Source organism: Streptococcus ovuberis (assembly GCF_012396585.1).
GTDB classification, from domain to species: domain Bacteria; phylum Bacillota; class Bacilli; order Lactobacillales; family Streptococcaceae; genus Streptococcus; species Streptococcus ovuberis.
The window spans coordinates 101,195-127,063 of record NZ_JAAXPR010000005.1; the positions used below are offsets into that span (position 1 = coordinate 101,195).

Sequence of the window (25,869 nt, forward strand, 5' to 3'; positions counted from 1 at the left end):
GATACGCGCCACAATCGATTTGACTAGAAATAGTAGATAATGTCAAGGCCTGATAAAAACCAGCCCCGAAATGGGAGCTGGTTAGCTTCTAAAATGGGTTGGAAAACGGCACACCATCTGTTTCAGTAACATTTTGAGTGCTATTTTCTTTGAGTTTTTGGTAAAAAATCGCTCGAGCGGTTGTGATGTAGGGAATAACATAGATGGCTGCTAGGCCGAAAGTCACTCCAACTAAAATCCACCAACCGATAAAACTAAATTCTAGCCAGAACAGTTTCTTTTTGTAGCCTTTCATTAGGTTTCGACTCTCTGTGATAGCATTAGTCGCACCACTATAAGTATTTGACGCAAGCTGATCCCAAAGCGTAAAATGCGCCATAGCATAGCTAAAGCTTTTAGTGATAACAGGCAGAAAGCAGAGAATTCCTAGCAGCATTGTCACAATCAGGAATGGAAGAAGACTGGTTACCCCGTTTACAATCATCAGTTGAGTTAAGATTTCGATCATGACTACAAACATAAGGTAAGAGGGAATCGTCCACAAGAAGAGGAAGAGCCCCTTTATAAATAAAACGGCAAAGGCTTTGCTAAAGAGCGTTTCTTTAAAGGCAAGCAAGGAATCCTTAAAACTGACTTTAGTTGACTGATTACGATAACTGTTTAATATCGTCCAACTGACACTGACCTGGATAAAACTTCCCAGAATAGCAAGTGTCAACAAAAAGATACTGCCACCTAGTAAACGAGTTGCCTCTTGAGCCGTCAATCCAGTTTCGTTAAGATTTCGGATTTCTTGTGCTAATCGTGTGATGAACTGAAAGATGAAGATGAGAATTGGTAAACTAAAGAGGGTGTATTTTCCCTTTAAATGGGCTAGTAGGCGACGAGCTTCAGCTCTAATATCATAATTTTCCATAAAACCTCACTTTCAGTACTCATTATAGCAAAAATCTGCCATCGCGAAAACCTTATTAATCAGAAATATGGTATAATCAAATCTGTATTAAATCAACTAGGACTGTTTTTCCTAGGAGGAGGAAAAGATGACTAATCATCCAATCAAATACCGTCTAATCAAGACGGAAAAACACACTGGTGCCCGCCTTGGGGAGATTATCACCCCACATGGTACCTTTCCGACCCCTATGTTTATGCCAGTTGGCACCCAAGCCACGGTTAAAACCCAGTCGCCTGAAGAGCTCAAGGAAATGGGCTCAGGCATTATCCTCTCAAACACCTACCATCTCTGGCTCCGTCCGGGCGATGAGCTGATTGCACGGGCTGGGGGACTTCACAAGTTCATGAACTGGGATCAGGCGATTTTGACCGATAGTGGGGGCTTTCAAGTCTATTCCCTTGCAGACAGTCGTAACATCACCGAAGAGGGTGTGACCTTCAAAAACCATCTCAACGGCTCAAAAATGTTCCTGTCGCCTGAAAAGGCCATCTCCATTCAGAACAATCTCGGGTCTGACATCATGATGAGCTTTGACGAGTGTCCGCAGTTCTACCAGCCCTATGATTATGTCAAAAAATCCATCGAACGTACCAGTCGCTGGGCGGAGCGCGGACTTAAAGCCCACCGTCGTCCCCATGACCAAGGGCTCTTTGGCATTGTCCAAGGAGCGGGCTTCGAGGACCTGCGTCGTCAATCAGCCGCAGACCTTGTCAGCATGGACTTCCCAGGCTACTCCATCGGAGGTCTAGCAGTCGGCGAAACCCATGAGGAGATGAATGCGGTGCTGGACTTTACTGTACCGCTCCTGCCTGATAACAAGCCGCGTTACCTCATGGGGGTCGGTGCGCCTGACAGCCTGATTGATGGGGTCATTCGTGGGGTGGATATGTTTGACTGTGTTTTGCCGACACGGATTGCCCGAAACGGAACCTGTATGACTTCACAAGGTCGTCTGGTGGTCAAAAACGCCCAGTTTGCTGAGGACTTTACACCGCTTGACCACGACTGTGATTGCTACACGTGTCAGCATTACACTCGTGCCTATATCCGCCACCTGCTCAAGGCAGACGAGACCTTTGGCATTCGCCTGACCAGCTACCACAATCTTTATTTCTTGGTCAACTTGATGAAAAAGGTTCGTCAGGCCATCATGGACGACAACCTGCTCGAATTCCGTCAGGACTTTATGGAGCGCTATGGCTACGGCACAAATGGACGGAATTTCTAGGTTTTTTTAGAAAAATGGCAGAGCGTGGCGCCAACTGACAGTCCAGCCAAATAGGCTAAAAGAAGAGCCTGACAAGCACGAAGACAAATAGGAGGAGCTTGCCATGATAGACTACCGTAAACTCACTCTAGCCGACCAAGCAGTCTACAGAAGTTTTGAAGCTGCCATGCTTGAGGATAAGAAAAAGAACCCTTTCGTTGAGTGGTGGCAAGTAGAAGATTTTGTACGATTTGTGAGCATGAGTGGCCAGTCAGAAACCAAGCAGGAGGGTCAGGCTTGGTCGCCTTATACCCGTTACTTTGCCTTTGTAGGGGAGGAGGTTGTCGGTTTTGTCATCTGTTTCTGGGAACTGGACCACCCAGACTGTCTTAAACTTGGGCATGTGGGCTATATGGTGGCACCTGCTTATCGCCGTCAAGGAATAGCCAGTCAGCTGCTGGCCGTTGCTCTTGAGCGCTACCAACAACGCCAAGTCTCTTCGATTCTGATTGTGACCCATGAGGACAACTGGCCTTGCCGTCATCTGGTGGAAAAACAGAGCGGTGACTTGCTAGGACTTGAGGAACTCTACACCTCGGCGACACCTTTTGTGCGGCACGCCATCGATTAAAAACAGAGAGGATCTTATGATGTCATCAGATTTTTTTAAGAACATCGCAGAGCAGCTCAGCGATGGCAAGCGGCACACGGTGCGTATCTATGGTCACGGGGCTTCTGGCAAATCAACCTTAGCAGCTGGGCTATTGACCTACCTCAACCCAGAGCAGGTCAACCTCATCGAAACCGATGCCTATATCATTGACGGTCAGCTCCGACAGCTGGTTCGGCCTGCGAATGCACCGCATCAGAAAGTGACCGCTTCTATGCCTGTCTCTCACGAACTAGCGAGCCTGACGCGAGATATTCAAGCCCTACAAAAGGGCATGGATATCCTGACCATCGACTGCTCGCCTTGGGCGCCGCAGCAGGTCTTGACGGGGAGCAAACCGATTCTGATCGTGGAGGGCATGTCCTCGGCCTTTTTGGACAAATCACTTTTTGACCTGTCTATCGCCTGCTATACCGATCCCGAGACCGAGTTGACTAGGCGTTTGGCGCGGGATGTGGCTCATCGTGGCCGAGTTCCTGAATTTGTTTTGCAAACGCATCAGGCGCGTCGTCAGCAGTACGAGACCTATTTGGAACCGCTGATTAAGGCAGCAGATGTTGTCGTCAATCAATCGAACAATCAGTTTACTGTGGAAACGGGGAATATACGGATTCTTCATCCACTCAGGCAATAGACAGCGGATAGTTGGAAGGGGGACATTCAATCTCGAAAATCCCTAAAATGATTTTGAAATCCTTTTCATTTTGAGAAAAATAAGGTATAATAAGGTTGAATTTTCAGGAAATAAGGAGAAAACCATGTCTAAAAAAATTATCGGTATTGATCTTGGTGGCACATCTGTTAAGCTGGCTATCTTGACTCAAGAAGGAGAAATCCAGGAGAAGTGGTCTATTGCGACTAATATCTTAGACGAGGGGAGTCATATTGTTCCAGACATTATTGAATCTATTCAGAATAAACTGGCTAGTCACGGTTTGACCAAAGATGATTTCTTGGGGATTGGTATGGGGTCTCCTGGTGTTGTAGACAGCAAGGCTGGTACCGTCATCGGAGCTTACAATCTCAACTGGAAAACCCTCCAACCCATTAAGGAGCAGATCGAAGGTGCATTGGGTATTCCGTTTTTCATCGACAATGACGCCAACGTTGCTGCCTTGGGTGAGCGTTGGGTCGGTGCAGGTGAAAACAATCCCGATGTTGTTTTCATGACTTTGGGAACAGGTGTTGGTGGTGGCGTCATCGCTGGTGGAAACCTGATTCATGGTGTGGCAGGTGCTGGTGGTGAGTTGGGACACATCACGGTTGATTTTGAAGCACCTTTTGATTGTACCTGTGGTAAGAAAGGGTGCTTAGAGACAGTGGCTTCTGCGACAGGTATTGTCAACTTAGCTCGGCGGTTTGCGGACACCTATGCAGGTGATTCCAAACTCAAGGTACTTGTGGACGATGGGCAGGATGTGACGGCCAAGGATGTCTTTGATTTAGCCAAAGAAGGCGATGCGCTTGCCTTGATGGTGTATCGACAGTTTGCCCACTATCTGGGGACATCCTGTGCCAATATTGCCAGCGTTCTTAATCCAGCTTACATCGTTATCGGTGGAGGTGTGTCTGCTGCAGGAGAATTTCTACTTGACGGTGTGCGCAAGGTCTTTGAGGAAAATAGCTTCCCACAAATTCGTACCTCCACTAAGCTCTCCTTGGCAACTCTCGGCAATGACGCAGGAGTCATCGGAGCAGCTTCTCTGGTACTCTAAGAAAAAATAGAAGAAAGATAGAACTCCCTCTCCTTTAGTGATAAGGGAGTTTTGCTTTAGCTTTAGCATCATCGTAAACGAAATGTCTTGACAAGAATTGATTAACTGGTAAAATATTAAGTAGGAAAGAGGCAGGTAACGATGAAACGAACTAAGTTTTTTTTATTTTTAAGTTTATGCTTTACGAGTTTATTATTTGGAGCTTGTCAGAACCAAAAGACGTCAGCTAAAAAAGAGGGATTGACGATTGTGACTAGTTTTTACCCCGTCTATGCCCTGACTCAATATGTCGCAGGGGACTTCAATGAGGTGCAGATGTTGCAATCACAGGCAGGCATTCATGGTTTTGAGCCATCGGCGACAGATGTTGCCAAAATTTATGAAGCCGATGTCTTTGTCTACCACTCCCATACCTTGGAAAATTGGGCTGGTGCATTAGAGCCTAATTTGAAAGGCTCTGATGTGACAGTGATCGAAGCGGCCGCAAGCATGTCCTTGGATCGAGTCAAGGGATTAGAGAATCTTGATCCAAAGCCAGATCAAGACGAAGCCAGTCTCTATGATCCTCATACTTGGACAGATCCCATCAAAGCGGCAGAAGAAGCCCAAGTGATTGCGGATCGGTTATCAGAAATGGATCCGAAACACACAAAAAGCTATCAGGAGCGGGCACAAACATTCACAGAACAAGCCCAGGCCTTGGTTGAGCAATATGAAAAAGCATTTGCTAAGGTAACTTCTAGGCATTTTGTAACCTCTCACACAGCATTTTCATATCTCGCCAAACGTTTTAACCTAGAACAATTAGGCATTGCAGGGATTTCAATAGAGCAGGAACCAACCTCGCGCCAGTTGGCTGAGATTGAGAGGTTTGTCAAGGAACATCAGGTTGGGATCATTTTTGTGGAACAAGGGGTCTCTCCCAAACTAGCTGAAACCGTCGCTCAAGCTACAGGAGCCGAATTGGGGACTTTAAGTCCGCTCGAAATTGATCCCCAAGATGGCCAAACTTATCTTGAAAATCTTGAAGAGAACCTCAAAATTCTACTTGCTTCGTTCCAAAAAACACCAAAAAACTCTTCTGGAACACTATCGGATCAACCTTCTCAACACACGGAAAAAGAATCGAAGACCATGGCTGAAATTGATCAGGAAGAGGGGATCTCAGCGGAACAGATTGTGGTTAACATCACAGAAGATGGGTATGTGACTTCTCATGGGGACCATTATCATTTTTACAATGGCAAGGTGCCTTTTGACGCCCTCATTAGCCAGGAGTTGATCTGGACGGATGCAACTTATCAACTGGACAAGGCGGATATTGTCAATGAAGTCGAAGACGGCTACATTATCAAACGCCAAGATGCCTATTACCTTTACCTCAGAGAAGGAAGTCAGAAAGTGCGTATTCGTCAATAAGAAATTTTCATAGGAAAAGTTAGAATATAAGCGGACTAGGGGCTGGACTCCTAGTTTTTCATTTGGATCAAGACAACAATCTGAATCAACCTGTTAGAGTTAGGAGATGAGAATGGTTTCGCTTCAAAATTGATCTTTCGACATTGCAATGGATATTAGAGACCTTAATGGGTTTCAGTCAAACGTCGTTACAGAATCCCTCATTGATGGAACGTGGAAAAAAAGAAACTGATTACGAATAAAGAATTGGAGGATTTATTATGTTAGTAGCGTTTGATCAAGATCAGAATCTGGTGAATACAGTAACAGCAACCATTTCAAAAAGACAAGGACCGTTTACTTGCCCAGGCTGTGGGTCTCAATTGCGATTGAAAAAAGGACGAGTGATGCGTCCTCATTTTGCCCATGTCAGCCTAGAGGCTTGTGACTTTCTGGCAGAGGCTGAATCTCTTGAACACCTAAGCCTTAAAGGAGATCTTTATCGCTGGGCTAGTCGGGCAGGGGATAGGGAAGTCTGGTTAGAAAAGCACCTGCCGACCATCGGTCAGGTGGCAGATATTTTATTAGAGGGCAATATTGCTCTGGAAATCCAGTGTAGTCCACTATCTGCTAGCCGCTTGAGGGAACGGACAAGGGCTTATCGAGAGGCGGGTTACCATGTGCTGTGGCTCTTGGGAGAGAAATTATGGTTGAAGGATACCGTTAGGTCTCTGCAAAAGGATTTTCTTTATTTCAGTCAGAATCGAGGCTTTCATCTGTGGGAGTTGGACCTCAAGAACCAGCTTATCCGCCTTAAATATCTTATCCATGAAGATCTTCACGGTCAAGTCCAGTGTCAGGAAGAGCTATTTGCGTTTGGAGACAAGGCGTTGCTAGATGTTTTACGCCAGCCTTTTGTTCAGCAGACAGTAGCCTCGTTTAAAGGGATTATGGACGAGGAGATCGTCTCCTATGTGGCCAAGCAGTTGCATTTTTGCACTCCTAAATGGATGGCTAAACAGGCTCTGGCCTATCAAGAAGGCCGAAATTTATTGACACAGACCAGGGATGACTTTTACCCTCAGATTGGCCTCATTCCTTTTACAGATTTTGCGCAGATTGGTGACAATCTCCTCCCTTATTATCAACAGTTTCGTGCCTATTATGAAAAACAGGAGGACAAGTCAGTTCAGTTCCTGTATTCTCCTGCATTTTATGGTAAAATAGGAGCCATGGAGGATTTACACAATGGTAAAACAAAGAAACGAAATTGACGAAAAGTACCAATGGGATTTGACCACAGTTTTTAAGACGGATAGCGATTGGGAGCAAGAGTTGAAGTCTTTGGAGATAGCGATCGAAGAAGCCCAAACTTTGGAAGGACGTTTGACACAGTCAGCGGCTGACTTGCTTGCGGTGACAGAGACCCAGCTAGCCTTGTCTCGTCGTTTGGAGAAACTCTACAGTTATGCGCACATGAGAAATGACCAAGATACACGAGAAGCCAAGTACCAAGAATTCAATGCAAAGGCGCTGAGTGTTTATGCGAAATTCAGCCAAGTTTTTGCCTTCTACGAGCCAGAGCTCTTAACTTTATCGGCAGAGACCTATGAGCAGTTTGTGGCAGAGGAGCCCGGTTTAGCTCTCTATGCGCATTACTTTGAGAAACTATTCCAAAATAAGCCGCATATCCTATCTAAGGAAGAAGAAACGATCATCGCAGCGACCAGTGAGATTTTATCATCAGGTTCAGAGACCTTCTCTATCTTGAACAATGCTGATTTAGAGTTCCCGATGGTTAAGGACGATAAGGGGCAAGAGGTCCAACTGACACATGGGAACTACATTACACTGGTCGAATCTAAAGATCGGGAAGTCAGAAAAGGTGCCTATGAGGCTATGTATGCTACCTACAAGCAGTTCCAGCACGTTTTCGCTAAGACCTTGCAGACAACTGTTAAAACCCATAACTTAACTGCTAATTTGCGTCATTTCCAATCAGCGCGTGAAGCAGCTTTGTCACGTAATTTTGTCCCAGAATCAGTTTACGATAGTTTGGTATCAGCGGTTAATAAGCACTTGCCACTGTTGCATCGGTATGTGAAATTGCGCCAAGAGGTCTTGGGACTTGATGAGCTTAAAATGTATGACATGTATGCGTCTTTGGCCGAGACAGAGCTTTCTTATACTTATGAAGAAGCTTTAGTTAAGTCTGAAGAAGCCTTGGCTATTTTGGGAGACGATTATCTTAGCCGTGTGAAAAAAGCCTTTGCTGAGCGTTGGATTGATGTTCATGAAAATGCTGGCAAACGTTCAGGAGCCTATTCTGGTGGTTGCTATGATTCTAATGCCTTTATGTTGCTCAACTGGCAGGATAATTTGAATAACCTTTTCACCTTGGTGCATGAAACAGGTCATTCGATGCACTCTAGTTATACACGTGAGAACCAGCCTTACGTTTATGGAGATTATTCTATCTTCTTGGCTGAGATAGCGTCAACCACTAATGAGAATCTCCTGACCGAGCATTTGCTCAACGAAGTAGAGGATGATGCGACGCGCTTTGCCATCTTGAACCACTACTTGGATGGTTTCCGAGCAACCATTTTCCGTCAAACTCAGTTTGCCGAGTTCGAACAGGCCATTCATCAGGCAGACCAGAAGGGAGAGGTCTTGACTAGCGAATTTCTCAATACCCTTTATGCAGAAATGAATGAGAAATATTACGGTCTTTCTAAAGAAGACAATCCCGAAATCCAGTACGAGTGGGCACGGATTCCGCATTTCTACTATGATTATTATGTTTTCCAGTACTCAACTGGTTTTGCGGCAGCGACTGCCTTGGCAGATAAAATCATCAACGGTAGCTCAGAAGATAAGGAAAACTACATCGCTTACTTGAGTGCAGGACGCTCTGATTATCCGTTAGAAATTATGAAAAAAGCTGGTGTTGACATGAGCCAAGAAGATTACCTTAACGACGCCTTCAAGGTCTTTGAACGCCGATTGGATGAATTGGAAGCCCTCATTAAAAAAGGCGCGCATAAATAAGCTAGGCTTGGTAAGAGTAAGTTTAGATCGAAACGTTGTCACTATTTGAAATATCTTTCTGTGACAATCTTTCGATCTTTTCTTAAAGAGGTGTTTACGCTTGAGAGGAGGAGCAATGCTCTCTTTTTGCGTTAAGCAAAACAGCTGACGCTTCACCTCAAAGGTCAACAGACCCTCATGTTTTTCAAACACTAAAGCGGTAAGAGTTTTTGCTGGAGAACTTTCCCAATCAAACGTTTCAGCTAAACCGTTAACAATTAGTCTAGAACCACCTGAATGGACAGCTACTCTTTCAGACAGAGCTATTGCTGGCGTAGCAGTGGCAGTTTCAGTGAAAGAGCTGTCCTAGACAACTGCTTGGAAGAGCAATGTGAAAGCAAGCCCCGTTTATCTGTTATCGGCTACCATTGGAGCTACAATCAAAGGGGAATTCAGAAGAGTTGGCTTATGAGGTCAGTCTACTTGAGAAGGATGCTAAATGGTTTAAGGATTGTTTAGTTGGCGAAGCTTCTCCATAGGTTTTATAAGTCTTTTAGAAAGTAGGGGGGAGCACGATGGAAATAAGACCCTTGTCTTTAACTGATGAAGTGGCCTTCAAAGAGTTTAATTGTTTGTTGGTTGCAGAAAAAGAGGCGGGTAATGCCTTTGTTGAAACTAAACGAGTGGAAGATTTTAAGGCTTTTTATGAAAAGTCTAAGCGCTTTGAAACCCAGACAAATCATCCTGACTGGTCAACGTCAACTAATTACTACGCCTTTATCGGTGGTGAGATAGCTGGACGAATCGGTTGTCGTTGGGAATTGGATAAGGGGGATTTAGCGACTGTGGGTGGTCATATCGGTTATGTTACTTCACCCAAGTTTCGTCAGCAAGGTGTTATGCGGACCCTGCTCCGCTATGCCCTTGACCGCTACGAGGAAAGAGGAATTAGCCGTGTCTTTATCACTGCTTTGGCGGATAATCAGCCCAGTCGCAAGACGATTGAGAGTGTCGGCGGTGTGTTGCAGGATATTATCACTCTTAAGGATGGAAAAACCTTAGCCCGCTATTGGGTGACCAGATAAGAAAACCCCACTCTTAACTATCTATCGAGAGTGGGGTTGATTTTAGCGCTCAGAGACAGCTGTAAAACGTTGGCGGATGAAACGGGCGTTTTCCAGCTCATCAACCATGGCCAAGGCGTAGTCGGCATAGCTGATGTAGCTCTCGCCAGCAGCGTTGAGAATGAGTTCTTCGCCACCTAGCTGATATTGACCAGTTGCTCTGCCATTGTCATCAAAATCTCCTGCTGGGCTAAAGAAGGTCCAAGCAAGGCCAGAGAATGTTCGTAAGACAGCGAGAGCGTCAGTCATAGCCTTAGCTAAGGGGTAGAATTCCGCTGGGAAATCGGGGGTGTCGAGCAGTTGAAGAGTGTGTTTATCATCTACATAGAGGCTACCTGCACCACCGACGATAATCAGGCGTGTAGTGCTAGTGGATAAGAGTTGTCCTAGATGACGAATATCTTCCGAAAAAAGTGGAAACGTTTCTGGGGTCCAATAACCAACGGCGGAAACGACAGCGTCAAATGGAGCTAAATCATCTATTGTCAACTGGTGAATAGATTTTTCAATCACAGAGAGGAGATCCGTTTTTTGAGCATCGCGGACGATGGCTGTGACCTCATGACCGCGCTTTAGAGCTTCTTGAGCAATGCGTTTGCCAGCTTTGCCGTTGGCACCGATAATGGCAATTTTCATAGAGTCTACCTACCTTTTTTGACAAAATTGTGTTATAATCGATTACACCACTATTTTAACAAGTTAGTAGAAAATAGCAAGTAGGTTTTTTATGGATAGTTGGTATCTTTTGGGGTAGAAATGGATGATATCGAGGAGAAAGAGATGGAATTATTTGGCAAGTGCCCGTTTGTAACCACGCAAAAACTCATTTCAGGGAAATGGGCAATTTTGATTTTGCATCATTTGGATGGACAGACCAAGCGGTTTGGGGAACTCCAACGAAATCTGGGAGAAATTACCCAATCCACCCTGACCAAGCAATTGCGCTATCTGGAAGACGAGGGCTTGATTACACGAACGGTTTACCCAGAAGTCCCGCCTCGGGTTGAGTACCGTTTAACAGCGATTGGGCAGGAATTTCACGCTGTCTTAGAGCAAATCGAGGTCTGGGGTGGTAAGTATATTAGAACACTCAAAGAGGGAAATTAGAATGACAAATACCGCGTTTATTTGGGATTTTGATGGTACTCTAGCAGATTCCTATCCAGCCATTGTGACCGTGCTAAAACAACTCTACGCGCAGCATGGCTGGGCTTTTGATGAGACGGAAGTTGGGGAGTTTATCCTTCGGACTTCCGTTAAACACTTGTTGGAGACTCAAACAAAGAAGGCTAACCTCGAAGGTGATGGCCTCAAACTGATGGCTAGTTTTATCGCAGAGCAGGAAAGGTTAGATGACCAGATTATCCTGATGCCAGGTGCTCTAGACGTTCTAGCTCAGACAGCCTCGGCTGGCGTTCGTCACTTTATCTATACCCACAAGGGAGCAACAACTGACGCAGTCCTCAAACGCCTGGGCATTGCTGATTATTTCACTGAGGTGATTAACAGTACCCACGGCTTTGCCAGAAAACCAGAGCCGGATGCTCTTTTCTATCTCTTGGACAAGTATGGACTGGACAAAACCAAGACCTACTACATCGGAGACCGCTCTCTGGACAGGGAAGCTGCCGAGCGGGCAGGGATTCACTCCATTAACCTGACCCAGCCAGACAGTCCAACCAATACCAACATTGAACATTTATTGGATATTTTAGCACTACCGATTTTCTAGCAAATATGGTACAATCGTCTTATGGTAAAAACATATAATGAACACTCCAATCACAACATGAGACGCCCCGTGGTCAAGCCTGAAATTGTTGATTTTATGCGAAACCAGCAGGCGCCAGTTACTGGTCATCTGGCGGAACTTGAAGCCTTTGCAAAGGCGCACAATGTTCCTGTGATTCCCCATGAGACAGTGGCTTATTTTCGCTTTCTCTTGCAGACCTTGCAACCCAAGCAGATTTTAGAAGTCGGAACGGCTATCGGCTTTTCAGCTCTACTCATGGCTGATAATGCCCCGTCTGCCCAAATCACGACCATCGACCGCAATCCTGAGATGATTGAGCTGGCTAAGGCTAATTTTTCCAAGTATGATCATCGCCAGCAAATTACCCTCTTGGAGGGGGATGCGGTGGATCTTTTGGGTGGATTGACGGAAACTTATGACCTCGCCTTTATGGATTCGGCTAAATCCAAGTACATCGTCTTTCTACCTGAAATCCTCAAGCGATTAAGGGTCGGCGGTATCGTCGTCATTGACGACGTCTTCCAAGGCGGTGATGTAGCTCTGCCATTTGACCAAATCCACCGTGGACAACGGGCTATCTACAAGGGGCTTCACAAGCTCTTTGAAGCGACCCTGAATCACTCTGATTTGACGACCAGCTTGATTCCTTTGGGAGACGGCTTATTAGTCCTTAGAAAAAATAGACAAAACATAGAATTTTCACCATCTATTTAAGTCATCTTAAAGGTTTTGTGATATAATAGGTGAGTTAATTCTAACAGAAGGAGTACCTAAATATATTATGAACAAAAAATCGATTGTTGGAACAGGGATTGCCTTGATTGCGACTGCAGCGCTGGCTTCTGTGACGACCTTGTCAGTGGCTTCAAAAGCTAACACAGACACTGATATCATCACAATGAAGGGTGATACTCTCACTGTCTCCGAGTTCTACGATGCTGTTAAAACCAACACCGCTGCTCAGCAAGTTCTTTTGGAGCAAGTGATTTCCACTGTTTTTGAAAACAAATTTGGGGACAAGGTATCTGATAAAGAAGTGCAAGAAGCCTATGACAAGTCAGCTACTCAGTATGGTGAGAATTTCGCTCAGGCTTTGGCATCCGCAGGTTTGACGGAGAAAACCTATCGCTCTCAAATCCGCACCAATAAGCTCGTGGAATATGCGGTGGCTCAAGCTGCTGAAAAAGAGCTCACAGATGAGGCCTATCAAGCAGCTTATAAAGCTTACACTCCTGAAGTAACTGCTCAGATCATTAAACTGGATGATGAGGCAAAAGCCAAAGAGGTCCTAGAAAAGGCGAAAGCAGACGGAGCAGACTTCGGTCAGTTAGCTAAAGATAATTCAACGGACGAAGCGACTAAGGGTGATGGCGGTACAGTAAAATTTGACTCTACTTCCAAAGAGATTCCAACCCAGTTGCAAGAGGCTATTTTTGGCTTGGAAGAAGGAAAAGTAGCAGATTCTGTCGTTACAGTTGTTAATCCTACGACTTATGCAACGAGTTACTATGTGGTTAAGCTGAATACTAAGACAGCCAAATCTGATAAGTTTGAAGACTATAAGGATAAGTTGAAAGAAGTTATCCTTAGCCAAAAGAAATCGGACGCCACCTTTATCACTAGCGTTGTTTCTAAATACTTGCAAGAGGCCAATGTGAAAGTTAAGGATGAGGCCTTCCAGTCTATCCTTTCACAGTATATTTCATCGGATAAGACAACTAGCTCATCCAGCAAATAAAACAAGAATCATCTTTTCGAGGCGCAAATTCAGGGAAGTGGCGGTTAGTGCAAGCCACCTTTGCGAGAAAGATGTTGCTACTTGTTTGGAGATACAGTTTAAAAACGATAATGAGAATGACAAAGGTCATTAAATGAGGGTGGTACCGCGGTTTTTCGCCCCTCGTTTGGTGGGGCTTTGTCATTTTTTGAGGAATGGTGCAAGATGAAGAAGTTCTATATTAAGCAAAAATTTTGGTCCTTGGCGGGGAAGTTTCAGGTCAAAGACCAGCATGATCAGCCACACTATGAGGTGGTTGGTTCCTTGCTCAAGTGGCTCAAAGAATTTACCATCATGGATATGGCTGGTCAAGAAGTGGCCCGAATTAAGCGGCAGTGGGCATGGTTTTTGCCGCGGTTTACCATTACCTTAGCCAGTGGGGAGCAGTTTGCCCTGCAAAAGGAGTTTAGCTGGTTTCGCCCGCGCTATCGGATTGAGGGATTAGATATGGTTGTTCAGGGTGATTTCTGGGACATGGACTTCACCCTTAAAAAAGACGGTCGCAAGATTGCAGACATCAATCAAGAATGGTTTCGTCTCACCTCGACCTATCAAGTGACGGTTCATGAGGAAGCCTACAGCGATTTGGCAATTGCCCTTGTCATTGCCATTGACTACGTTAAGGAAACAGAAGCGGCAGCTAGCGCTAGCTCAGCCGCCAATTAAAGGAGATATTGATAATGAGATACATGACATCAGCTGAAGTACGCCAAATGTGGCTGGACTTCTTTGCCTCAAAATGCCACAGCGTTGAGCCATCAGCCAACTTGGTGCCGGTCAACGACCCAACCCTGCTCTGGATCAATTCTGGGGTGGCAACCTTGAAAAAATATTTTGACGGGACGGTGATTCCTGAAAATCCACGGATTACCAATGCTCAAAAATCCATCCGTACCAATGACATTGAAAATGTCGGTAAGACCGCGCGTCACCACACCATGTTTGAGATGTTGGGCAACTTTTCTATCGGGGATTATTTCCGTGATGAGGCCATTGCTTTTGCTTTTGAGCTCTTGACCAGCCCAGACTGGTTTGCTATGCCTTTGGACAAGCTCTACATGACTTATTATCCTGCAGATACGGATTCTTACAATCGCTGGATTGAGCTGGGGGTTGACCCTAGCCACCTGATTCCGCTGGAGGATAATTTCTGGGAAATCGGTGCTGGACCATCAGGACCAGACACAGAGATTTTCTTTGACCGTGGAATAGACTTTGACCCAGAAAACATCGGGATCCGCCTGCTGGAAGAGGACATCGAAAACGACCGTTACATCGAGATTTGGAATGTGGTGCTGTCCCAGTTCAACGCTGACCCTGCGGTTCCACGCAGCGAGTACAAGGAACTGCCAAATAAAAACATCGATACGGGAGCTGGTCTGGAGCGTCTGGTCTCTATTTTCCAAGGGGCTAAGACCAACTTTGAGACCGACCTCTTTCTGCCGATTATCGAGCGAGTGGCCGCCATGTCTGGTAAGACCTATGACCCAGATGGCGACAACATGAGCTTCAAGGTTATCGCCGACCATATCCGTGCTCTCAGTTTTGCCATCGGTGATGGGGCTCTGCCTGGCAACGAAGGGCGTGGTTACGTTCTTCGTCGCCTCCTCCGTCGTGCGGTCATGCACGGTCGCCGTCTCGGCATTGAGAAGCCCTTCCTTTACGAGCTGGTCGTGACAGTGGGCGAGATCATGAAGAGCTACTACCCAGAAATCCTTGAAAAACGTGACTTCATCGAGAAAATTGTCAAGCGAGAAGAAGAGACCTTTGCCCGTACCATTGATGCAGGGTCTGTCCACTTGGATGAGCTCTTAGCAGCCTTGAAAGAAGCTGGTGAGACTACCGTATCTGGTCAGGACATTTTCAAACTCTATGATACCTATGGTTTCCCTGTCGAGTTGACCGAAGAATTGGCAGAGGATGCTGGCTTTGCCATTGACCACGAGGGCTTCAAGGCAGCCATGAAAGAGCAACAAGACCGCGCTCGTGCTAGCGTGGTAAAAGGTGGCTCTATGGGCATGCAAAACGAGACGTTGGCTGCGCTGGTTGAGCCATCCACCTTTGTCTACGGAGAGACCAGCTTGACGAGCCCGCTCTCTGTCATCATCGCTGACAATGAGCGGACAGAAGCTATCTCTGAAGGACAAGCTCTGTTGCTCTTTGAGCAAACGCCGTTTTATGCGGAGATGGGTGGTCAGGTGGCTGACCACGGTGTGATTAAAAATGACAAGGGCGACACGGTAGCGAAGGTCATTGATGTCCAAAAGGCACCGAATGGACAGCCGCTCCATACCGTAGAAGTCTTGGCTAGCCTATCTGTCGGCACAAGCTATGTGCTGGAGATTGACAAGGCACGCCGTCAGGCAGTGGAGAAAAACCACACGGCGACGCACTTGCTCCATGCAGCCCTCCACGACATCATCGGTGAGCATGCGACCCAAGCAGGCTCCCTCAATGAAGCAGGTTTCCTTCGCTTTGACTTTACCCACTTTGAGGCGGTAACCGCAGAAGAGCTCCGCCGCATTGAGGAGCAGGTCAATGAGAAAATTTGGGAGGCCCTTCCTGTTGTGACTGTTGAAACGGATGTGGAGACGGCAAAAGGCATGGGAGCCATGGCTCTCTTTGGAGAAAAGTACGGCAAGGTTGTGCGTGTCGTGACCATTGGCGACTATTCCATTGAGCTTTGTGGGGGAACCCATGTGAGCAATACCGCTGAAATCGGCCTCTTCAAGATTGTCAAAGAAGAGGGAATCGGCTCTGGCACTCGTCGTCTCCTAGCGGTGACAGGTCGTGAAGCCTTCTTAGCTTACCGTGAACAAGAGGACGCTCTTAAGACCATTGCGGCAACCTTGAAAGCTCCGCAACTCAAAGAGGTGCCAAATAAGGTTGCTAGCCTGCAAGCCGACCTCCGTGAGTTGCAAAAAGAAAATGCCAGTCTGAAAGAAAAAGCTGCAGCAGCAGCGGCTGGCGACCTCTTTAAGGATGTCAAGGAAGCAAACGGTCTTCGCTACATTGCTAGTCAAGTTGATGTTGCTGATGCAGGGGCTCTTCGCACCTTTGCGGATAATTGGAAGCAGGCAGACTACTCAGATGTCTTGGTTCTGGTGGCGGCTATCGGTGACAAGGTCAACCTCCTTGTCGCTAGCAAGTCAGCAAACGCCCACGCTGGAAATCTAGTCAAGGCGCTTGCTCCAATCATCAACGGTCGTGGTGGCGGCAAGCCAGACATGGCCATGGCAGGAGGAGCTGATGCTAGCAAGATCGCAGACTTACTGGCAGCTGTTAGCGAGAATCTTTAAGAAACTAGCGCTTGAATGATGAGGAAAAGATGGCTGAGATTGCTCAAGGAAAAGGAACAATCCAGGCATCTTTTTTATGTCATTGGGATTGGAGATGCCCTCTGGAAATTCTAAGAGGAGAATCTATCGACGTAAGCACGGCCAATGACGATATTGACAGGAGCGATAACTGTTTCGGGTAGGTCTTGGCGTTTAGGGAGAAAAGTGAGAAAAAGAGATGCTGTGTTTATCGTGGGTTTTCAAGGGAATTTTTAATGGGCTGTGCTATACTAGAACCAGATAAATAGAAATGTGCTAGAGTGTGTTGGATAAAGGTCAGGAAATAGATTGGGTTTATTCCTATAGGAAAAGCCCCGTTGCTCAGAGCAGAGAAAGCAAGAGCAGTACAGGGCTTTGAGAAGCAAAAGTAATGCATTAACTTGCAGCGCATGTTCGATTGTTAGCACCTGTATTCCTAAAGATGATTTGGCCAATGGCCACTTTTTTACTTCTTTTCTAGGTGGATTTTTGCAGCTATACTGGCTGTATAGCTGGGAACAATTAATAACGGATGGTTGACAAGTGGCAAGGTGCGTTGAAGACAGGTTTTAGATGATACGAAAAGCAGAGCCTAGTCACTTTCTTAAGAGTTTGGCCTATTTTCGTTTTCCCTGCACTCTATTTTGGTATTTTTGGAAAGGAGTTTTGATGTATCAAGATGCTACGGCTATGGCGACGGCCGTTCGTCATAAAGAAGTTTCAGCTAAGGAGTTGGTAGAAGAAGCGATTGCTAAGATCGAAGCGCTCAATCCAGCCATTAACGCTGTTGTTAACAAGCAATATGAAGAGGCAATCAAGCGCTCACAACAAGCTTTTTCTAAGGAGCAACCATTTGCAGGGGTTCCAATCTTACTCAAGGATTTAGGTCAAAATCAGGCTGGTCAGCCTTCAACATCTGGTTCACGCTTATTTGCGAGCTACCGTGCCCAGCAGACGGATTATTTAGTCCAGCGGTTTGAAGCATTGGGCTTTATCATTCTCGGGCGGACCAATACGCCAGAATTTGGGGTTAAAAATATCAGTGATAGTAGCCTTCACGGACCTGTACATTTACCGATGGATCTCAGTCGCAATGCAGGTGGATCAAGTGGTGGAGCGGCAGCAGCCGTTTCCAGCGGCATGGTACCACTGGCAGGGGCCAGTGATGGTGGAGGCTCTATACGAATTCCGGCTTCTTTTAATGGCTTGATTGGCTTAAAAACCAGCCGTGGAAGAATTCCTGTAGGGCCAGGCTCCTATCGAGGTTGGCAAGGGGCTTCGGTGCATTTTGCTTTGACCAAATCTGTCAGGGATACGCGCCGATTGCTTTATTACACACAAACCTGCCAGATGGAAAGTCCTTTTGTTTTACCGACCTTGTCGCAGGAGACCCTTTTTGAAAGGAAATGGCAAAGGCCACTTAAAATTGCGTATTCAGCCTTGTCACCTATTGGGCAAACGGTGTCCAGAGAGGCTGTTGCTGCGGTGGAAGGGGCTGTCTCCTTTCTTTCTCAAATGGGACATGATTTAATCGAGTTAACCGATTATCCGATAGACCATACAGATTTGATTAAAGACTACTATGTTATGAACAGCGTGGAAACAGCAGCCATGTTTGACACGATTGAACAGAGCTTGCAGCGTCCGATGACACCTGATGATATGGAGCTGATGACTTGGGGAATCTATAAAAGTGGCCAGACCATACCAGCTAAACAGTATAGTCAAACCTTGAACCGTTGGGATCAGTATACCGCGCAATTCGCTGCTTTTCATGAGAATTATGACCTCCTTTTGACGCCTACTACCGCTGGAGTTGCCCCTAAGCATGGCCAGTTTACGCTTTCAGACAACTTACAAGAATCCTTGCTGGCCATGGGAGAATTTCCAATGGAGCAACAACAAGACTTGATTTGGGAGATGTTTGCGGATAGTCTGGCTTGGACGCCGTTTACCATACCAGCCAATTTGACAGGTCAGCCAGCCATTTCCCTACCGACTTACCGTAATGAGGCCGGCCTTCCAATCGGTATTCAGTTCTTGGCAGCTAAAGGCAGAGAAGAGTTATTGCTTCAGGTCGCAGATTTGTTTGAGGGAGCAGATATGATTTGAGTTTGTGAAATTAAAGACATTTTTGCAAACAACAGCTAAATTTTCTTTGTAATACAAGTTTTTTTGGGGTTTTGAATCCAAAAGATTGTGAAAAAAGTTAAGCAGAACAGTTGAGAATTAGGTGGGGATATGATATATTAAAACGGTTGGCTTGCTGTTTCTGGGGAAGTGGTAGCCAATAAATAAAAAACAGGGAGACCATCCAAATGAAAAAGAAATTATTGACTTCATTAGCAGCTCTCAGTGCTGCCGTTTTGGTAGGTTGTTCAACTACCGCCAAGGATACCTCAAGCAGTTCTGCTACAGCTGAACCGACGGCTTGGGAACAAGTCCAAGAAGCTGGTGTCTTGAAAGTAGCAACACCAGGAACCCTTTTCCCAACGAGCTATCACAACGATCAAGATGAGCTTATTGGCTATGAAATTGATATGCTTAATGAAGTCGGCAAGCGTTTAAACCTTGAAATTGAATACCAAGAAATCGGTGTGGCAGAAGCCTTTGCATCGGTTGATAGTGGTAAGGTTGACATTGCCGTTAATAACTTTGACATTACACCAGAGAGAGAAGAAAAATACAATTTTTCAATCCCTTACAAATATTCTTACAGCGGGATGATCGTACGTGAAGATGGTTCTTCTGGAATTGGTGCCGCTGACCTCAGTGACTGGAAAGGTAAGAAAGCTGGTGGCGGCGCAGGTACGCAGTTTATGAAAATTGCTAAAAAATTGGGAGCTGAGCCAGTTATCTATGACAATGTGACCAATGATGTTTACCTTCGTGATGTGTCGACAGGGCGGACAGACTTTATTCCAAACGACTATTTCACACAGGTTATTGCGGTTAAATTTATTACGTCTAAATTCCCTGACATCAAAGTGAAAATGGGTGATGCGAAATACAATCCAAACAAATCAGGGATTGTAATGGCTAAAGGTGATGACAGTCTGAAAAAAGAGCTGGACAAGGTGCTGGAAGAAATGCTGGCTGATGGCACACTAAAGGCCATTTCTGAAAAATACTATGCAGGTCAAGACTTGACTCAACCAGCTGAAGGAGCAGAAGACCTGCCAGTTGTTGATGTTTCAGATATTAAAGATTAACCCGGGCTTTTTAGCCTCAAAAGGAGAAGGAAATGATTAAATGGGAAGCCATTTTTGATCTCTCTTTAGTTCCAGAAGCCTTGCCAAAAATATTGCAGGGATTACCTTATACCTTAGCTCTTTCTTTGGTAGGCTTTCTTTTGGGGACCATGGTAGGCTTCTTTATCGCTTTGATGAAGATGTCAAAAATCGCGCCAATTAGGTGGTTGGTCAATATCCATATTTCCCTGATGAGGGGAACACCACTGATGGTTCTACTTTTTTTGATTTACTATGGCCTTCCCTTTGTCGGGGTCGAATTGGATGCGATTACGGCGTCTATCGTAGCTTTTACCATGATGTCCAGTGCCTATATTGCGGAGATTATTCGCTCGTCGCTTTCAGCGGTTGACTCTGGTCAATGGGAAGCCGCTAGAGCGTTAGGGATTAAGACGCCAACGATTTATCGTGCCATCATTATTCCCCAAGCCATTCGAATCGCTATTCCTCCATTAAGCAATGTTCTACTGGATATGGTCAAGACGACGTCAGTGACGGCTATGATCACTGTTCCTGAAATCTTTAACATGGCCAAGCAGGTCGGTGGTGCTAAGTTAGACTATATGACCGTTTATATTTTGGTGGCCTTGGTTTATTGGGTGATTTGTACGCTCTATGCAATTGGTCAGGCTCAGTTGGAAAAGAAACTTGCCTATAGCGCTTAAGCCTTATCTTATGGAGATCGAAAAACAGATGGATATAATCCGTCTGTTTTTTGATGGTGAAAAAACAGATAAAAAATAGATTGAGATGACATGCTATTTACTCAAAAAAGTTATAATGGGTAAGGTATATTGATTCCAAAAAAATATAGAATCAGGTTAGGAGTATTCAATGAATTTTTATCAAAAAGCAGACCCTCAGAGACGCTATGCCATTAGAAAAACGAGTGCCTGTGTCGGTTCCGTTCTGATTGGTTTTTTCTTTTTAGCTGGAAGTATGCAGAGTGTTCAGGCGGCAGAAAACGCTCCTGAAACAGTCGCCCTTATCTCACATTCAAATGCGACAGTAGATCAAGATGGCCTTGGCCAAACAGTGGCTAGTGAAGAGATTGATCAGCCTATTGAAGCGTCCAAAACGAACCCAGTGGTAGTAGACGAAGAAGTTTCTGAAGAGCCTCTTGCGGCTGATGATGTGATGACAGCTGAAGAAACTCCCAAAGTAACTGAGGCCTCTCCTGAAGAGGTTAAAAAAGCTATTTTAGAAATTCCTGCTCCGAACTATTACGAAGATGAGCAATACGAACTTTCACAAAAAGACGTAACGCTTGAATATGAGAAGAGTGTAAAGTTAGACCTAGTATCCCGCACTGAAAATAAAGAAAAGCCATCCGAAATAAACTGGTATGTGCGGGTTAACTATCCAAAAACAGAAGTCTATGGCCCTGAGAAGACAACCATCATAGGCGAAGACAATACGAATCTTCTTCGCCTTGAGAAAGATGGGACACTTACTTCATTAAACACACATACAAAATCTCAGACCGTTGAGCTTTGGGCTGAACACAATAAACATCTGTACCGTGCCTTGGTCAAATTACCAGGAACCGAGGAGATGAAAGCCATTCAGCAAGATAGGGAGGCTAATGCCAAAGCAGACGAAATCATCAAAGATTTCAAACATTTATCAGATGTTGAAAAGGCCAAAGCCGCTCATGATTGGCTAGTTAATAACGTTCAATATGTTGACAGACCAGGCGAAGACCAAAGTGCCTACTCTGCCTTGATTGAACGTAGAACCGTTTGTGCTGGCTATGGAAAAGCGTTTAAACTAATGATGGACAAGATGGGGATTCCCTGCCATACAAAGCAAGGAGGAATCGTTGGTAGTCAGAATCATTTGTGGAACATGATTGAACTTGATGGCAAATGGTATCATGTGGACGCTACTTGGGATGATTTGGCGCATACTGATAGAGGCTACCATCAATATGAGCACTTTTTGATTCACGATAAAGATTTTGAATTGACTCCCAGATCCAAGCGAAAATATTTCAAAGCCTTTGATGAAAATGATATGGGTGAACGTTATCGGTACTATGGTTTTGAGGAAGAGGGGATTTTAGCAAAAACTGAAACAGAGGTTGCAACTGTTTTAGCAAGGCAGTATCATGAAACAACTGCTAACATCAAGCCTCATGTTTTCAAAGTAATGACTCCAAATAGCATTTCTCAAAGCAAGGTTCATGATAAACTAGCTGATCTTTTGCGCCATGGGCTATTCCAAACCCATATTACTCGCTATGGCGCCTATAATTTTTATCGTATCCAAGCAAGAGTCTATCCGACAAATGAAGAGCTGAATAAGAAGAAAGTCTCTGTTGATAGTATCGTTTCAGTAGCACCTCAAGAAAACGAAAGATTGTCTACAGTCACAGTAAAATTAAACCAAGCATTAGAACTTGATGCAGGAAACATTATAGTCAAAGATGCTAGACTGACAGATGTTGTTAAAATTAGCAATGATGAATACAAATTAACATTTGATAGTCCAAAATCAATGGCGGATTCCCAGATAGAGATAAAGTTAACAAAATATGGGTATCAATTTGATAAACCTACACAGAAAATTAATATCCAATCAAAACGCCATGAACAACCAGAGGCTATATTCACCGCTACTGGAGAAAATACTGGCTATCTTTCAAATGTCAAACCTGGTATGGAGTATCGTATTGGTCCAAACAAATGGATACGTATTGAGAAGGAACGTGTCGAATTAAATAACATCGCTATCGCTAATCTTTACGTACGTACACCAGAAACAACTTCAGCATTTGCTTCACCGATTCAGCATTTAGAAGTTAAAAAAGTAAGCGACCCAGATGTGGCTAAGGCAGTGGGGAATCAGATTGTCGGCATTGATAGACAAACAGAGTATCGCCGTAAAGGAGATAATGATTGGATTACCAGCACTGGCAATACTTTGACTAATCTTGTCAAAGGTGACTATGAAATCCGCACTAAGGCTACTGGTGAATATTTAGCTTCTAACATTAAAACCGTTACTGTAACGGAAGGGTTAGACGCAACTGGGGAAAATATTGCCAAACAACAAGCCAAGGCTCAGGAAATGAAGCGTCAAGCTGAAGAAAAACAGCAGAAAAAAGAGCAGAAGAAAATACGCAGAAAACGTCAAGTCGAGCCTGAGCAACAAACAACCAAAGAGCCTGTAATTCCTCAAGTAACCGAGGTTGTTAAAACAGAGGAAGTTATTCATACAGAAAAACCCCTTACTCTTGAACAACAATTGAAAAATGAAGGATCTACTCCTCAACAAACAGCGGAAGCTCAGAAACGCGCCCATGAGTTTGCTGAAGCAAAAAAAGATGAAAAAGTAGCAAAAACACAATGGGTAAAGGGTGTCAATGTTGAAGACCATGAGTTTGTTAAGGTTACAGAAACAGACGCAGAATATTTTGTCACTAAGCATTCTGCTGGTCAAGGATGGTATGACATCAATAAGAACGGTCATGATGATGGCGATCTTTGTGCCGGTGCCGTGGCAACGAATATGTTACACTGGTGGGTTGACCGAAACAAAGCCTACATTGATCGCTATTTGAATGAAAATAAAGACAACGGCACATATACTGTTAAAAATACAAATTTTGATTTTCGGAAAGCTCGCGAGGTCTACAAAGGTGAGAAAGGATACAGTGACCAAAGCCAATTCTTTGACATTGTAAAACAAGCCTTTCCGCACAGTTCTGTATGGACAAATAAAATATTGGACCTATACATAAATGGAATCGGCTACAATCAAAGCTCTAGTATGCAGAACCCTACTATACCGAGTCATGAATTAACAAGCCGAATCAATTTCTTCAGAAAGGTTTTTGGAGGAAAACCGCTGACACATTACGAAAGCATCTATAGTCATAGTCAATTTAGCGAGAGCATCAAAACAGCTTTAGAGCAAGGAAAAGCCATAGGTGTTGCTTATTATCCTAACCCTGAAGCTACTGGCCATATCGTAACTGCATGGGGAGCAGATTTCGATAAAGATGGGAAAGTCGTCGCCATCTATGTTTCAGACTCGGATGATGGTGGTGAGCCTGTGCTAAGAAACCCAAATAGCCAGGTAGGACTCCGGCGCTATCGGGTTGAGGAACATGAAGGTAAGCTCAAATTAACTAGCTATCACCAAAAAGGTGTTGGTTCCCATATCGGATTCATCAACACCTTATCTCAAGGTACGGAAGACTGGGAAAAGTACTTCAAAGTTGCTGAAGAAAAAGCGCGTCAAGAACAAGTGAAGCGTGAGCAAGAAGAAAAGGCGAAACAAGTGGAAGCCCAACGCCAAGCTGAAGCCGAACGCCAAGCTGAAGCCGAACGCAAAGCCGAGGCCGAGCGCAAAGCCGAAGCCGAACGCAAAGCCGAGGCCGAACGCAAAGCCGAAGCCGAACGCAAAGCTGAAGCCGAACGCAAAGCTGAGGCCGAACGCCAAGCTGAAGCTGAGCGTAAAGCCGAGGCCGAACGCCAAGCTGAAGCCGAACGCAAAACTCAAGAGGAACAAGCCAAACGCGAAGCTGAACGTCAAGCCGAAGCCGAACGCCAAGCTGAAGCTGAACGTCAAGCTGAAGCAGAACGCAAAGCTGAAGCCGCACGCAAAGCCCAAGAAGAGCGCGCTCAACGTGAAGCTGAACGTCAAGCCGAGGCTGACCGCAAAGCTGAAGCCCAACGTCAAGCCGAAGCTAAGCGCAAAGCGCAAGAAGAGCAAGTAAAACGCGAGCGTGCACTTGCTGAAGAAAAAGCGCGTCAAGAACAAGTGAAGCGTGAGCAAGAAGAAATTGCGAAGCAGGCTGAAGCTCAACGTGAAGCTGAGCTCAAAGCGCAAGAAGAGCAAGCCCAACGCGACCGTGCACTTGCTGAAGAAAAAGCTCGTCAAGAAGAAGCCAAACGCAAGCAAGAAGAAAAGGCGCAACAAGCCGAAGTCGAACGCAAAGCCAAAGAGGAGAAAGCACAGAGAAACCAAACTGCAGCCTCCAAAGTGAAGGTCAATCGTAAGCATACTCCCATGAAACTAGCTGAAATAGACAACGGATTGCAAGAAGTTCAAAATGAGAATCTTACTCGCCAGGGCGATAGAGTAATAGATCGCTTAGAAAGCTCCATTAACGCGAAGAGTCTGTCTAATGTTGAAAGTCGACTGACAGCAGAAAGTGAGCAAAAAGAGCCTCAAGTTTTATTGGTGGCGCCAGTCATAACAAGCCAGCAATCGGCTGTTCCCCAAGCTTTGGCCGAGGATAAGCCAAAAGAGGTGACACTCAAGACAAGTGATAAAAATCTGGAAGGGACAGATAAGAAGACCGAGCAGATAGAAAAATTACCTGAGAAAACACCCCAATCTACCCAAGGAGTTTCTCAGAGAGTCGAAAACCTTTCCCAAAAGAAAACTAGAAATGGGCAAGGGTCAACGGCTGGGTTTATTATACCAACTATCTTGGCAGGTGTTTTACTCTTTATCATAGCTTATCTGAGAAGAGGCAATAAAAAGGAATAGATACTTTTTAAAGTGATTAAACATTAAGAGTGATTCTATGGATTTAGTGACTTCAATCGATGTGACTGAGGTTAAGCTTGATTAGAAACGTTCAAACCAGAAAGAGGCTGAGCAAAACTAGTTTCAGAATAGAAAAAACGGGCATTTCGCAGTTGGAGATGCCC

General features: G+C 45.1%; 20 protein-coding genes and 1 pseudogene. 19 read left to right on the forward strand and 2 right to left on the reverse strand.

All coding sequences use genetic code 11. From position 1 onward, the window contains the following. Nucleotides 1-88: 88 nt before the first annotated feature. Complete coding sequence (locus tag HF992_RS04390; RefSeq protein WP_168548848.1) at nt 89-916, reverse strand: DUF975 family protein; 828 nt, start codon at nt 914-916, stop codon at nt 89-91. 127 nt (nt 917-1,043) lie between these two features. On the opposite strand from HF992_RS04390, the gene tgt reads away from it, so the two are divergent. The 9 genes and pseudogenes from tgt (at nt 1,044) to HF992_RS04435 (ending at nt 10,063) form a co-directional block, all read left to right on the forward strand. Beyond that, nucleotides 1,044-2,186, forward strand: a complete 1,143-nt coding sequence (gene tgt, locus HF992_RS04395) for a tRNA guanosine(34) transglycosylase Tgt (RefSeq protein WP_168548849.1) — start codon at nt 1,044-1,046, stop codon at nt 2,184-2,186. A 103-nt stretch (nt 2,187-2,289) separates the two neighbouring features. Next, nucleotides 2,290-2,796 carry a GNAT family N-acetyltransferase gene (locus HF992_RS04400; protein ID WP_168548850.1) on the forward strand — a complete coding sequence of 169 codons (507 nt, stop codon included), beginning with the start codon at nt 2,290-2,292 and terminating at the stop codon, nt 2,794-2,796. A 19-nt stretch (nt 2,797-2,815) separates the two neighbouring features. Then, complete coding sequence (locus tag HF992_RS04405; RefSeq protein ID WP_168548900.1) at nt 2,816-3,469, forward strand: uridine kinase family protein; 654 nt, start codon at nt 2,816-2,818, stop codon at nt 3,467-3,469. Between the two features lie 124 nt (nt 3,470-3,593). Next, the gene (locus HF992_RS04410; RefSeq protein WP_168548851.1) at nt 3,594-4,550 is read left to right on the forward strand and encodes an ROK family glucokinase; all 957 of its coding nucleotides are present in this window, start codon (nt 3,594-3,596) and stop codon (nt 4,548-4,550) included. Nucleotides 4,551-4,691: 141 nt separating this feature from the next. After that, nucleotides 4,692-5,597, forward strand: a pseudogene (locus HF992_RS04415) (metal ABC transporter solute-binding protein, Zn/Mn family); the annotation flags it as partial. Then, the gene (locus HF992_RS04420) at nt 5,592-5,969 is read left to right on the forward strand and encodes a pneumococcal-type histidine triad protein (RefSeq protein WP_343032952.1); all 378 of its coding nucleotides are present in this window, start codon (nt 5,592-5,594) and stop codon (nt 5,967-5,969) included. The pseudogene HF992_RS04415 and the gene HF992_RS04420, both read left to right, overlap by 6 nt. 260 nt (nt 5,970-6,229) lie before the next feature. Beyond that, entirely contained in the window at nt 6,230-7,222 is a 993-nt protein-coding gene (locus HF992_RS04425; protein WP_168548852.1) for a competence protein CoiA, read from the forward strand. After that, nucleotides 7,197-8,999 (forward strand): oligoendopeptidase F, encoded by a 1,803-nt coding sequence (gene pepF / locus HF992_RS04430; RefSeq protein WP_168548853.1) that lies wholly within the window; start codon nt 7,197-7,199, stop codon nt 8,997-8,999. The genes HF992_RS04425 and pepF overlap by 26 nt, the downstream gene beginning before the upstream one ends. Before the next feature lie 554 nt (nt 9,000-9,553). Next, a complete protein-coding gene (locus tag HF992_RS04435) occupies nt 9,554-10,063 on the forward strand; it encodes a GNAT family N-acetyltransferase (RefSeq protein WP_168548854.1) in 510 nt (169 codons plus the stop codon). A gap of 42 nt (nt 10,064-10,105) precedes the next feature. Here the strand turns inward: HF992_RS04435 and HF992_RS04440 are convergent, their stop codons facing one another. Next, nucleotides 10,106-10,738: an NAD(P)-dependent oxidoreductase gene (locus HF992_RS04440; RefSeq protein ID WP_168548855.1), complete on the reverse strand. Its 633-nt coding sequence runs from the start codon at nt 10,736-10,738 to the stop codon at nt 10,106-10,108. Nucleotides 10,739-10,882: 144 nt separating this feature from the next. Between HF992_RS04440 and HF992_RS04445 the strand changes: the two genes are divergently transcribed. The 10 genes from HF992_RS04445 to HF992_RS04490 all read left to right on the forward strand — a co-directional run bounded on the left by HF992_RS04445 (nt 10,883) and on the right by HF992_RS04490 (nt 25,705). Further along, nucleotides 10,883-11,209: a winged helix-turn-helix transcriptional regulator gene (locus HF992_RS04445; RefSeq protein WP_210729400.1), complete on the forward strand. Its 327-nt coding sequence runs from the start codon at nt 10,883-10,885 to the stop codon at nt 11,207-11,209. A 1-nt stretch (nt 11,210) separates the two neighbouring features. Next, entirely contained in the window at nt 11,211-11,834 is a 624-nt protein-coding gene (locus HF992_RS04450) for an HAD-IA family hydrolase (RefSeq protein ID WP_168548857.1), read from the forward strand. A gap of 21 nt (nt 11,835-11,855) precedes the next feature. Then, nucleotides 11,856-12,569, forward strand: coding sequence for an O-methyltransferase (locus tag HF992_RS04455; RefSeq protein WP_168548858.1), 714 nt, complete (start codon nt 11,856-11,858; stop codon nt 12,567-12,569). Between the two features lie 67 nt (nt 12,570-12,636). After that, nucleotides 12,637-13,593 (forward strand): peptidylprolyl isomerase, encoded by a 957-nt coding sequence (locus tag HF992_RS04460; protein ID WP_168548859.1) that lies wholly within the window; start codon nt 12,637-12,639, stop codon nt 13,591-13,593. A 204-nt stretch (nt 13,594-13,797) separates the two neighbouring features. Next, on the forward strand, nt 13,798-14,298 hold the full coding sequence (locus HF992_RS04465) for an LURP-one-related/scramblase family protein (RefSeq protein WP_168548860.1): 501 nt from the start codon (nt 13,798-13,800) through the stop codon (nt 14,296-14,298). Nucleotides 14,299-14,312: 14 nt separating this feature from the next. Beyond that, complete coding sequence (alaS, locus tag HF992_RS04470) at nt 14,313-16,931, forward strand: alanine--tRNA ligase (RefSeq protein WP_168548861.1); 2,619 nt, start codon at nt 14,313-14,315, stop codon at nt 16,929-16,931. 684 nt (nt 16,932-17,615) lie between these two features. Then, entirely contained in the window at nt 17,616-19,061 is a 1,446-nt protein-coding gene (locus HF992_RS04475; RefSeq protein WP_168548862.1) for an amidase, read from the forward strand. Between the two features lie 206 nt (nt 19,062-19,267). After that, on the forward strand, nt 19,268-20,161 hold the full coding sequence (locus HF992_RS04480) for a transporter substrate-binding domain-containing protein (RefSeq protein WP_168548863.1): 894 nt from the start codon (nt 19,268-19,270) through the stop codon (nt 20,159-20,161). Nucleotides 20,162-20,193: 32 nt separating this feature from the next. Beyond that, nucleotides 20,194-20,865: an amino acid ABC transporter permease gene (locus HF992_RS04485; protein ID WP_168548864.1), complete on the forward strand. Its 672-nt coding sequence runs from the start codon at nt 20,194-20,196 to the stop codon at nt 20,863-20,865. A gap of 169 nt (nt 20,866-21,034) precedes the next feature. Then, nucleotides 21,035-25,705 carry an MAG6410 family transglutaminase-related lipoprotein gene (locus HF992_RS04490; protein WP_168548865.1) on the forward strand — a complete coding sequence of 1,557 codons (4,671 nt, stop codon included), beginning with the start codon at nt 21,035-21,037 and terminating at the stop codon, nt 25,703-25,705. Nucleotides 25,706-25,869 lie beyond the last annotated feature (164 nt).